The organism is Paenochrobactrum pullorum, from assembly GCF_041929845.1.
GTDB lineage: Bacteria > Pseudomonadota > Alphaproteobacteria > Rhizobiales > Rhizobiaceae > Paenochrobactrum > Paenochrobactrum pullorum.
Genome location: NZ_JBHEEH010000003.1, coordinates 192,799 through 203,738 on the forward strand (window position 1 = coordinate 192,799; position 10,940 = coordinate 203,738).

The following is a 10,940-nucleotide window of genomic DNA, read 5'->3' on the forward strand; positions in this document are numbered from 1 at the left end:
CTAGCGGAGGCGTTGGCGCCCCCGCTGTATTCAGCAAAAGTCAAATTGTTTTGACGTAAGATGTGTCAAACAATTGTTCATTGGTGATGGCATCTTTAACCATGCCTTCCGCCTTGAACCATTCAAGTTGTTCAACGCAACTGCCCATTGAAATCGCCAGACCTTCATTGATCTTCATCGCGCCGTCAACCAGATTTTGTTTGGCTGTTTCAAACGGGCTGTCGCTCTCAACATATTTGTGAACAATCTTGGCCAGATCATCACGCTCCTGATCATCGGCCTTATTATCAATGAAAGCTGCGTTATAATCAGCAATGGCGCGTGAGTAAGCCTTGACGAAAGCTTCAGTCATTTCGCGCTCATCGGCGGCATTTTTGGTCGAAGTAAACGCAGTTGTGACCTGATAATCGGGTGCATAATCGGATACAAGACCGATTTGCTTGGCAGCTCCTTCACGGATCATCTTTTTTGCGACATTCGGCTGGATCGCCCAGGCATCAATCTGCCCGGTGGTCAGGGCACCGACAATTGCACCGAGCTTTTGTAATGGGCGAAGCTGCATATCGGCAAGCTTGATATTGTTGGCTTGAGCAATTTTATGCGCCATGAAATGGAAAGACGAACCGGCAGTTGTAATACCGAAGCTTTTGCCGGCCAGTTTTGATGGATCGGTCAGACCTGCATCATAAGCTTTGTTGGAGGCAAGGATGATAGCGCCTGTCACGCCTTTTTCCTCTGTCAGTGCGCCGCCGATAACTTTGACTGCATCTTTTTGTGCCAGACTGATCAAGCCACCACTCATAGCGGTTACACCAAAGTCGGCATCACCGGAGGCAATGGCAACGGCCATAGGTTGTGCCGCTTCAAAAAATTTCAATTCGATATCAAGACCTGCATCTTTATAATAACCGCGCTCAAAAGCGATGAAGCTTGGCGCATGGCTGGCCAAGTGCAGTACGGCAAGGTTACGGGTTGCAGCACGTGCAGGCATGCCAAAAGCTGCGGCAGTTCCCAGAGCACCCATACCAATCAGAGTCTGACGGCGATTTAAAAGAAAACTCATTATTATTCCTCCCGAAGGTGACACGATATGCGCCATTTACTTTCATGACGTTGGCTGGCTTGGGAGACAATGAAGCAGGCTCATGTTCCCTTGAGTCTTGAGAACATATAGCGCCTGTTACAGATGAGGCAAGGCTAAGAGTTTCAGCAAAACGGGTAAGCACGCTTCTCTAACCGCGTTGCGGATATTTCACAACAATTTACTGCATAAAACTTTAATTTAAAGGTCACATATAGGGCATTTTTGCCAATGAAGATAGTTATGGAGCATGGGTTCGCTTCAGCAGTGATGTGAATGTGGAAAAAAAGCGACAAGGATACAACAGTTGGTTGTCGTATTAAATTATTTAATGTGCCGGCTTGAACATTCTGGATTATGTTGCTTCCAAGTGATTTATATGTGATTGCAAATATAAATCAGTTGATATTACAAATAATAAAACATGGGCTGATATTGGTGTTTGGGGGAGCATATCATTGGGCAAATGGTAAATATGCTCTTTATTGCGAAGGTGGTATCGGTGCAAGTTTGAATAATTTTGCTGATAGCTACACTGCAAATATGAGTACCAATAGCGCATGACGCCACGCTCTACCGAAAACGCCACAAGATCGAGGATATATTTGGAAAGCTCAAAGACTGGAGACGGGTTCACACCCGCTTCGATCGATGTGCCCATACATTCATGTCAGCAATTTGCATCGCGGCAATAATCATCTTTTGCATCAATCAATGAGTCCTGAGCGTAGCGATTTCCGCGCATCTAATGAAATAAAAAGGATAGGGCAATCTTGCCTAAAGTCGCACCCATGCAACTACGCTATGCAGCCATAATTACCCACTACTCAATATCAATACGTGCAGAAGACATACGTCTTCGTGTTACAGAATTTTGTGTTCTCTCCGGGCGAAAAAATATCATGTTCGCAGGTGATGTACCGGCTCTATCGCGACCTGACGATGCCTGCAGAAAACCAACCGTCACTCCATCTAATCTTGCCTGCATAAGATTAATAAGTGCCTCTATGTGCTGCTTGTCGATATCCCAAGCGTTAGCAACATTACTTCCAATTGTTAAATAACCAATAGAGGCCATCGTGTAGACGAAAATAATAATATAAATAATACCCGTTATTAACGAAGTATTTTTTGTGTCATTACCAGAAATCGTACTAACAGAGACAATAATAGTCGCAATTGCCCCCAATAATATACAATACTTAAAAATATTAGCGCGCCACGTTGGCCAGCAGTATCTCTGTAAAAATCAGTTGTGTATCTCTTATTGCGTAGGTTATGTTTAATATAAGGATCTATGTGATTTTCTATATACTCATTTATTATCAAATTATAATCATGTGTTATGGATTTTATTGTTTCAAGTACAATTTCTTTATTAAAACTACAAGATAATATATTTTCAATATCAGCTCGTGGCAGAATATTAATTAATAAAATTGAACTTTTAATAAAATCTTTGTCAAAATGCGACGTAACTAATAAATTTTTAGTTGTATAAAATATTCTTAATAATTTATTCATAATGAATGTTCCCTTAATGAATATGCAAAATTTTTGGGTAATTACCCACGCCAATTTTGACTTAAACGAGGGTATTGAGGATTGTTTGGCAGAAATTTTTGGCCTTTATGCTTTGCAGTATCGACCATTGTTCGTACGTCGACTTCGGCATTTGGTGTCCACTTGGCACGATAGCCATTAGTTACTTCGCGCTGGATCACACTTGGCTGCAGTTTTTGCTTCGAGCCATTGTTGGTGGCTTCGACCTCGCCGGGATAACGGCTTAAGACAAGAAGCTGCTCTTTCGCCCGGCCGATCTTGTTCTGTAGCTTACGAACACAATCGCAATTTGTTATCGTATCGAGAATGTTGTTGAGCTGTTTTTTAATTCTCGCTTTTTGACTGCCAGCTTCGACGCGGCGCAACTGCTGATATCACGTGTAAGAGCAAACGCTTTGGTGAACCATTGTTCAAGCGCAAAGGCTGTATCGCGCACCAGATGCGCCAGACAGGTTTGCTGATTATCTGCGAGATTTTGCTGAGCTGAATACCGGTCAAATATCCGGACTTCCGGTACGTGGCCTTCCATCATTTCATTTATGAAATGGCTGGAACGTGAATAATCTGGCTGATTAACAACGACATTCTTGCAGTGAAACACCCAATGATACGATTTAGCCCCCTTAATGCGAACACTGGCCTCAGCGCTAACAACGACCTTGGCACACCGAAGGATTGCGAGAGTCTTATGCGCTTCCAGTTTGAAGGGCGCATGGGAGCGCAGAAATATGTTCATTGATACGCGTTCACTTATCGTGATGCCAAATATATCCAACGACAGGGCACGCAGACGCTTGCAAGAAAACACCTGGAATCCTTTCAAATAGATGGCCAGAGCATGAATGCGCTTACCAAAAGGCGTGCCTGCTGCAACAGCTGGAGCCGTCCTTTTAACAGGCGCACCACAATGCGTGCACGCACAGGCAAAACAGCAATGACGGATGACATAAGCCCTGATCGGAGGAAAATCGATCTCGTCATATTCGCCAATTAATTCCATTGCTGTATTACAAGCTTGTAGATCGTCACAGCACTCAAAATGCTCTGGCAGGTGATTACGAAACTCAGGGTTTTTTGTGTAATGTTCAATTGCGGTGCGTGGCCCGGTTTTGCATTGCCTGGACGTGAACTTTCACGCCGCACTTTCTTGTCCGTGGATGGCCGCGTGGATGAATCGTTCGAGTTGTTCAAGGGGCGCCGCAAATTCAGAACCAGATCAATCAGTTCGTCCTTGCTCAAGCGCTGCAATTCAATATGTTCCATGCAAAGCATGGTTTCTAATTTTTAAACTCTTGACAATCCCAGAATTTAGGGGAGAATTTCGGCTCTGATGGGATTGATGCTCCCCGACAGCCTTAATGTGGCAGAATGGCGGTGTTGAACACCATCTAAAGGCGGCGTCCATGGGAGCGATTACCAAAAAATCGCAGATGCGCGGCACCGATATTTCCAATACGTCACGCTTTGCCACTTCCGTAGGCGATGTAAGCCTACAATTTTCAACAATGATGACAGTGTGCGTTTCAAAGTAAGCTATTTCGACAGCACGACTGATAATTATATCAACCGTACGCTGAAGGATGGTCGCAATATGCTCATCCGCAATATTGATCAGGTCAAAATGGCAGGTATTGATCTTTCTGCGCGTTATGAACAAGGGGGCTTTTCAGCAGAATTGGCGGGTTCTTATTACACCAATATTGAATATTGTATCACGCGTGACACTTGTGCGAATCCTTCGCTCGCCAGTGATTATGCGACCAATTATGTTCCACCGGAATATCAGGTGAGCCTGACTTTAAGCCAGACGTTGCTGGATGAGCGCCTTTCCTTAAGCGGTCGTATTTCACATATAGGACCACGCGCAGCCGATGCGCAGACACCTGATGCAGGTGGTGCCAGCATGATCACACAAATTCCGTGGGAACCGTACACGCTGATAGATTTATGGGCATCCATAAACTGTCGGAAGTTGCTAAATTAAGCTTTGCCGTCGAAAATCTGACGGATGTTTATTATGTCGAGCCATTAAGTCTTACCCGAATTCCGTCGCCGGGGCGTACATTGCGCGTTGGTTTTACCACTGATTTCTCGTCATCATCGCCCAAAGGCTGGGCTGATCTCGATAATGCAAATGCATATGACTGGAGCGGACTCTATGCTGGTTTGCATCTGGGTGGTGGTACGAGCAGCTATCAGATGGCTGATTTTACAACGAATGGTGAAAATGCACTGGTCTATAATTTTGGCAATGCGGACACGACGATTGCGGGTGTGCATTTAGGGTATGATTATCAGTTTGCCAATAATTTTGTGGTCAGTATTGGTGGTGAATATAGTTTTACCAATTTGCGAAAAGGTGGTTTTGAAACGCCTGAACTGAATGGCGCCACCTATAAATGGGACAGCAAGCCAAGAATTGACCAGATCAAACTCGGTATTAATTATCGGTTTTGATTGTTCGATCCGCACTTAAATAAAAACGGCTTCAGTTCTAGAACTGAAGCCGTTTCATATTTGAGCCTACAGAAGTGGGAAGAAATAAACTGCCACGCTAGAAATCGGTAAGGCTCTGGCTACATATTGGCATGATTAAAGAATAGCCTGATCGGCAAATCAGGCATGGTTCTTGCGAAATTAAATAATGAATAAAAAATCCGCTACTGGAAATAAATTCTAATGCCGGATATACAAGGTCGTTTACACGACAATTCGTTGCATTCAGCAATGTTCAGTTAAAGTATTCAGTTTATTTTTATACCTATCGTCTTGGAAAGCTATTCGGCTCGTTCCACGACATGCCTTAACTTGGGGGACAAGATGGCCTATTTTCCCACCTGGCGCCTGACAAATAACGCCACGGTCTTACCAGATGAACGATTACCGACTTCCGCTGCGATTCCCATGGGAATTCAGCACTTATTGGCAATGTCGGGTTCGACAATTGTTGCACCGCTCATTATGGGATTTGATCCCAATGTAGCGGTGTTTTTTTCGGGCATTGGTACGCTGCTGTTTTTCTTTATAACCGGCGGTCGCGTTCCAAGCTATCTCGGTTCATCTTTTGCATTTATCGCTGTGGTGATTGCTGCAACTGGTTATGCCGGTAGCGGGCCTAATGCTAATATTGGTGTTGCACTTGGCGGTATTATCGCTTGCGGTGCGATTTATGCACTGATCGGTCTCATCGTCATGGGCGTTGGTACCGGTTGGGTTGAAAAACTGATGCCACCAGCGGTTACAGGTGCGATTGGTGTCGCCATTGGCCTTAATCTGGCACCAGTTGCAGTCAATCAGCTCAAAGGTACAGGCGCGCATATCACTATTGCGCTTTTAACAGTGCTCTGTATGGCAATGATCTCGGCCTATGGCCCGCGCTCGACCCGCCGTATTGCTGTTCTGCTTGCGCTTGTTTTTGGCTATTTGCTGGTTCTGATACTCGGTAATGGCTTTGGTCTTATTAACGGTATCGATTTTGCTTCGGTACAAAATGCAGCATGGTTTGGTTTGCCGCATTTTGCCAAGCCTGAATTCAGCTGGCCTGCTATTGCTTTGATTGCACCGGTTGCAATCGTATTGGTGGCTGAAAATCTTGGTCACATCAAAGCGCTGGGTTCAATCACCGGCCAGAACATGGATCGTTATATCGGTCGCGGTTTCCTTGGTGATGGCCTTGCGACCATGATCTCCGGTTCCGGAGGTGGTACCGGTGTGACGACCTATGCAGAAAATATCGGTGTTATGGCGATGACCAAAGTCTATTCGACATTGGTTTTTGTCATTGCTGCGATTGTGGCTTTGGCATTGAGCATGTCGCCGAAATTTGGCGCTGTTCTGCAAACCATTCCGGCACCGGTACTAGCTGGTCTTGCGGTTTCTGTATTTGGTTTGATTGCCTCGGCAATGGCGCGTATCTGGGTTGTCAACAAGGTGGATTTCTCCGATCCGCGTAACCTTTTTACCGTCGCTGTCGCACTGATTTTTGGTGCAGGTGATTTCACGATTACTATTGGTAGCTTCTCGCTCGGTGGTATCGGCACATCTACATTCGCAGCTCTGATTATGTATCAGCTGTTAGGTATCGGACGCCGTTCCGAAGCCTGATTAATCAGTATAACATGACAAAAAATCGGCGGTGCTATTACCGCCGGTTTTTTTATTATCTATTTTTGGTCACGTTTACTTATACTGGCAGCAGATGCAAAGATGCACGTGAAGGGCTGAGGAATACGCGCTCACCAGTGGCAAATTGACCATGCTCGGCAGGACTTGCTACATCAACCAGCCAGTCGCCAAGCCCATCCACATCAATCAGATATTCCGCAACATTGCCGAGGAACATGGCGCGTTTGACTGTGCTGGCGAATTCGCCTTGTGTTGCATGGATTTTCACGGCTTCAGGGCGTACGATCAGTGTAACATTGTCACCTTCAGCAAAACCTGTCTCACGCCCTAATTCCAAAGTTACGCCTGCGAGCTCTACTTTGTCTTTTCCGGTTACTTTTGCAGTCGGGAAATTGCCCTTGCCGATGAAGTCTGCAACAAATTTTGTGGCCGGACGTGCATAAACCTCATAAGGCGTGCCGATCTGCTCGACATTACCCTTGTTCATCACTACGATCAGGTCGGAGATGCTCATCGCTTCTACCTGATCATGGGTAACATAGAGGCTGGTAATACCAAGGCGTTGCTGCAATTCACGAATTTCCACGCGCATTTGCTCGCGTAATTTGGCATCGAGATTGGACAGTGGTTCATCAAACAATAAGACGCTCGGTTCCATCACAATCGCGCGTGCAAGAGCGACGCGCTGCTGCTGTCCGCCCGATAGCTGGTTCGGTGAACGGGTTGCGTAGCCTTGCAAGCCAGTCACTTCCATCACATGGTTCACCCGTTGATCAATTACAGAACGGCTAATTTTTTTGAGCCTTAAACCAAAGGCGATATTTTCAAACACATTAAGGTGCGGAAAAATCGCATAGGATTGAAACACCATCGCCGCATCACGCAAGTTCGGTGCCACATCATTCATACGTTTTTCACCGAACATGATATCGCCTGAAGTGGGTTCTTCAAAACCAGCAATCATACGCAGCAATGTGGTTTTACCGCACCCGGATGGCCCGAGCAGCGTTACCAACTGGCCTTTTTGAATTGCCAGATTGATATCACGCACCGCATGTACCGTTTGTGACGGGTTTTCCGGATTGGTGAATTGCTTGTGAAGCGCAATAATTTTTACGTCATCTGTCATATTAAAAACGAACCATATTTGTGTGACGTGTCATACGGGTTACGAAGGCATTGATCAGCATAACAGCGATCAGAACAATCAGAATAACCAGCACACTGAAGGCCGCAGCGACACCAAGCCGCCCTGAGCCGACCTGATTAAGAATTTGTACTGTCATCAGATTCCAATTGGCCGAAACAAGGAAGATTGCAGCACTGATAGCGGTCATTGAACGCACAAAGGCATAAACGAGACCGGAGAAAAATGCAGGTGCCACCAATGGCAGTGTTACTTTGCGGAAGGTTGTCAGTGTTGTGGCACCGAGATTTTGGGCAGCTTCCTCAATTGAAGGATCAATCTGACGCAAAACTGCAATGCCTGATTGGATACCAACCGGCACATAGCGCAGCACGAAACAAAGAACAAGAATGGCAAGTGTGCCCGTCAGAACGAATGGTGGTGCATTGAAGGCCAAAATATAGCCGATACCGACAACAGTTCCCGGAACTGCATAAGAGAGGATCGAGCCAAATTCCAGCAATTGCTTTCCCGGAAAGGCACGGCGAACCACGATGAACGCGATAATCATTCCGAGAAGGCCGCTGATCGGTGTTGAGATGATCGCGATAATCAGTGTATCGACAACGGATGAAAGGCCAACATCGAAGACATAATAGAAATGATTGAGCGTAAATGTGTAATTAAAGCCCCAAACCTGCGTAAATGCACCGAGAAGAATAACCAGATAAAATAGCACGACAATGATCGCAAATGTCAGCAGCAGGCTGTAAAGCAGCCATTTAATTGGAGTGCTGACGATTTTTGAAGTGCTGGCGGTTGGTTTTCCGGTAACTGTTACATATTGACGTTTGGCCAAATAATAACGTTGAATGGCAAATGCAGTGAGCGATGGTAGGATCAGAATAACTGCCAGAGTTGCTCCACGTGCCAGATTGAAAGAGCCGGTGATTTCCAGATAGGCTTGCGGGGCAAGCATCGGGAATGCAGCACCTGCAAGCACCAGCGGATTACCAAAATCAGCCATGGATTCGATGAACACAATCAAAAATGCGCTGGCAATGCCTGGTAGTGACAATGGAAAAGTAACTTTCCAGAAAGTCTGCCATCGTGTGGCACCAATATTGAGTGCGGCATCTTCCAATGTCGGGCTGATGGAAGCCAGTACGCCGCGCAAGGAAAGATAGGCAATCGGTGCAAAAGTGAAAACTTGCGAGAGCACAACACCATGCATGCCATAGATGCTGAAAGCATCCAGATGCAGGATCTGTTTGGTAATCAGGCCATTGAAGCCAAACAGAAACAGAATGGAAATAGCAGAGACAAAGGGTGGTGAAATAATCGGTAGAATTGTGAGGTAATGCAGCAGTTTCTTGCCTGGCACGTCGAGACGTGTGAGCACGAAAGCGGCAAGATAACCGATCATAACGCCGATAATACCGACAAGAGCGCCGACGCTCAGGCTGTTGATCAGCGCATTCTGATAGAGTTTGCGCTGAAACAGGATTGCGTAATTATCCAATGTCCAGTCTCCCCGCTGTTGCAGACTGGCTAAGAAGACTTTGACCAGCGGGAAGATTACGAAAACAGCGATCGACGCAAAAATAACGACGATCAGAGCGAGTAATACTGGATCACGCGCCAAAATACGGATTTGCGATCGGGCTGTTTTGAACATTGGTTATTGTCCGAGTACGTCTTCAACCCAACGGTCAACAAGGCGCTGACGATTGGCGGAAGCAAATGCCGGATCATAGGAAATCAGTTTGATATCCTTGAGTGCCGGCACACCTTCGCCCGCATTGACATCACCTCGGATCGGCATGAAGTAGGTTTTGTTTTTGGAAAGCTGCTCCTGACCTTTTGCCGAGGTCATCCAGTCTACCAGTTTCTTGGCTTCATCCTGATTGGCTGCATCTTTGAGGATCGACATGGCAGCGACTTCATAGCCTACGCCTTCAGCCGGGAATACAACTTTGACAGGGAAGCCTTCATCCACCAGCTTCAGAAAGCCTGGTGAAAATTGCAGTGCAATCGGGGTTTCCCCAACGCCAAGCGCGCCGCTTGGTGCTGTGCCACTCTGAGTATAAGTTTGGATATTCGGGTTGAGCGCTTTCATATATTCGAAAGTCGCATCTTCACCCCATAATTGGTTCAGAGTTAGGATAACCGCATAAGCCGTGCCGGAAGCTTGCGGGGAAGGCATCTGGATCAGGCCGCGATAGGCTTCATTTTTCAAATCTTCCCATGATTTGGGTGCTGGCACATTGCGCTTTTCAAGAATGTCGGTGCGAATACCCAAAGCTAATGGATTTGTATAAATGGCGTGCCAATAGCCGTCTTTGTCTTTGAATTGCTCTGTTAAGTCTCCCGCATTGGCAGAAACATAAGGTTCTGTCAGGCCGCGTTCTTGGGCAAGAATGTGATTTTCGCTGGGTGCGCCAAACCAGACATCTGCTTGCGGACGATTGGATTCAGCTTCAATACGTGACAATGCAGGACCTGATGACAGAAATACCATCTGGACTTTAACGCCTGTATCCTCAGTAAATGCATCGAGGATTTTCTTGGCATTTTCTTCATCAACACTGGTATAAACCATCAGAGCCTGCGCTGTGGTAACAACCGAACCCATTGCGACAAAGGCCGCTGTTGCAATGGTAGCAAAGCGTAAACGGAATTTCATCGGATCGCTCCTCCCTTATGATCATATAAATATCATGAAAATGTCATAAATTCATTGGGAGTTAATATTGCCGAAATGGGTGGTGTCAACCTCTGGATGTAATCGCTGTCTTTAAATTGTGAAATAAGATCCACAAATATGAAATTCATGACATTTTGGATACGCATAATGGTGGCATTACACATATGTGATGGCAAAATATAATACGCTTAATCGTATAGATGGCGACCTACAATTGGCGGGAAGATCAATCAAACATAGATCTTTCAGTAAGCTAGCTAGTGTTTTAGCAAGTTAAAGTTGCGACGTTCCCAGCAAAATAGAAATGCGACAGGCGCTGACGACAGCCCCCATTCCGA

General features: G+C 45.9%; 11 protein-coding genes and 1 pseudogene. 5 read left to right on the top strand and 7 right to left on the bottom strand.

Features of this window, described 5'->3' with window-relative positions; genetic code table 11:
- Positions 1-40: 40 nt before the first annotated feature.
- The gene (locus JNC77_RS08590; protein WP_374831479.1) at positions 41-1,063 is read right to left on the bottom strand and encodes an ABC transporter substrate-binding protein; all 1,023 of its coding nucleotides are present in this window, start codon (positions 1,061-1,063) and stop codon (positions 41-43) included.
- A gap of 375 nt (positions 1,064-1,438) precedes the next feature.
- On the opposite strand from JNC77_RS08590, the gene JNC77_RS08595 reads away from it, so the two are divergent.
- Complete coding sequence (locus tag JNC77_RS08595) at positions 1,439-1,645, top strand: hypothetical protein (protein WP_374831481.1); 207 nt, start codon at positions 1,439-1,441, stop codon at positions 1,643-1,645.
- Between the two features lie 19 nt (positions 1,646-1,664).
- Positions 1,665-1,799, top strand: a pseudogene (locus tag JNC77_RS08600) (IS5/IS1182 family transposase); the annotation flags it as partial.
- A gap of 398 nt (positions 1,800-2,197) precedes the next feature.
- On the opposite strand, the gene JNC77_RS08605 reads toward JNC77_RS08600, so the two are convergent.
- The 3 genes from JNC77_RS08605 to JNC77_RS08615 all read right to left on the bottom strand — a co-directional run bounded on the left by JNC77_RS08605 (position 2,198) and on the right by JNC77_RS08615 (position 3,907).
- Entirely contained in the window at positions 2,198-2,605 is a 408-nt protein-coding gene (locus JNC77_RS08605) for a hypothetical protein (protein ID WP_374831483.1), read from the bottom strand.
- 331 nt (positions 2,606-2,936) lie between these two features.
- Complete coding sequence (locus JNC77_RS08610) at positions 2,937-3,644, bottom strand: hypothetical protein (RefSeq protein ID WP_374831485.1); 708 nt, start codon at positions 3,642-3,644, stop codon at positions 2,937-2,939.
- Entirely contained in the window at positions 3,635-3,907 is a 273-nt protein-coding gene (locus JNC77_RS08615) for a hypothetical protein (protein WP_374831487.1), read from the bottom strand. The genes JNC77_RS08610 and JNC77_RS08615 overlap by 10 nt, the downstream gene beginning before the upstream one ends.
- Positions 3,908-4,160: 253 nt before the next feature.
- Here JNC77_RS08615 and JNC77_RS08620 point away from each other — a divergent pair, with 253 nt between their 5' ends.
- The 3 genes from JNC77_RS08620 to JNC77_RS08630 all read left to right on the top strand — a co-directional run bounded on the left by JNC77_RS08620 (position 4,161) and on the right by JNC77_RS08630 (position 6,748).
- A complete protein-coding gene (locus JNC77_RS08620; protein ID WP_374831489.1) occupies positions 4,161-4,628 on the top strand; it encodes a TonB-dependent receptor domain-containing protein in 468 nt (155 codons plus the stop codon).
- On the top strand, positions 4,592-5,101 hold the full coding sequence (locus tag JNC77_RS08625; RefSeq protein WP_374831491.1) for an outer membrane protein: 510 nt from the start codon (positions 4,592-4,594) through the stop codon (positions 5,099-5,101). Before JNC77_RS08620 ends, JNC77_RS08625 begins: the two co-directional genes overlap by 37 nt.
- A 363-nt stretch (positions 5,102-5,464) precedes the next feature.
- Positions 5,465-6,748, top strand: a complete 1,284-nt coding sequence (locus JNC77_RS08630; RefSeq protein WP_374831493.1) for a solute carrier family 23 protein — start codon at positions 5,465-5,467, stop codon at positions 6,746-6,748.
- A 79-nt stretch (positions 6,749-6,827) separates the two neighbouring features.
- On the opposite strand, the gene JNC77_RS08635 is transcribed toward JNC77_RS08630, so the two are convergent.
- From JNC77_RS08635 to JNC77_RS08645, 3 genes are read right to left on the bottom strand one after another with little or no spacing between them, the layout of a single operon-like run.
- Positions 6,828-7,898: an ABC transporter ATP-binding protein gene (locus tag JNC77_RS08635; protein ID WP_374831495.1), complete on the bottom strand. Its 1,071-nt coding sequence runs from the start codon at positions 7,896-7,898 to the stop codon at positions 6,828-6,830.
- Position 7,899: 1 nt separating this feature from the next.
- Positions 7,900-9,573 carry an ABC transporter permease gene (locus JNC77_RS08640; protein WP_374831497.1) on the bottom strand — a complete coding sequence of 558 codons (1,674 nt, stop codon included), beginning with the start codon at positions 9,571-9,573 and terminating at the stop codon, positions 7,900-7,902.
- Positions 9,574-9,576: 3 nt separating this feature from the next.
- Complete coding sequence (locus tag JNC77_RS08645; protein WP_374831499.1) at positions 9,577-10,581, bottom strand: ABC transporter substrate-binding protein; 1,005 nt, start codon at positions 10,579-10,581, stop codon at positions 9,577-9,579.
- Positions 10,582-10,940 lie beyond the last annotated feature (359 nt).

Bases quoted from the DNA above. Each gene is read 5' to 3' on its own strand.
- JNC77_RS08590 (WP_374831479.1), bottom strand. From the start codon at position 1,063: ATGAGTTTTCTTTTAAATCGCCGTCAGACTCTGATTGGTATGGGTGCT.
- JNC77_RS08595 (WP_374831481.1), top strand. From the start codon at position 1,439: ATGTTGCTTCCAAGTGATTTATATGTGATTGCAAATATAAATCAGTTG.
- JNC77_RS08605 (WP_374831483.1), bottom strand. From the start codon at position 2,605: ATGAATAAATTATTAAGAATATTTTATACAACTAAAAATTTATTAGTT.
- JNC77_RS08610 (WP_374831485.1), bottom strand. From the start codon at position 3,644: ATGGAATTAATTGGCGAATATGACGAGATCGATTTTCCTCCGATCAGG.
- JNC77_RS08615 (WP_374831487.1), bottom strand. From the start codon at position 3,907: ATGGAACATATTGAATTGCAGCGCTTGAGCAAGGACGAACTGATTGAT.
- JNC77_RS08625 (WP_374831491.1), top strand. From the start codon at position 4,592: ATGGGCATCCATAAACTGTCGGAAGTTGCTAAATTAAGCTTTGCCGTC.
- JNC77_RS08630 (WP_374831493.1), top strand. From the start codon at position 5,465: ATGGCCTATTTTCCCACCTGGCGCCTGACAAATAACGCCACGGTCTTA.
- JNC77_RS08635 (WP_374831495.1), bottom strand. From the start codon at position 7,898: ATGACAGATGACGTAAAAATTATTGCGCTTCACAAGCAATTCACCAAT.
- JNC77_RS08640 (WP_374831497.1), bottom strand. From the start codon at position 9,573: ATGTTCAAAACAGCCCGATCGCAAATCCGTATTTTGGCGCGTGATCCA.
- JNC77_RS08645 (WP_374831499.1), bottom strand. From the start codon at position 10,581: ATGAAATTCCGTTTACGCTTTGCTACCATTGCAACAGCGGCCTTTGTC.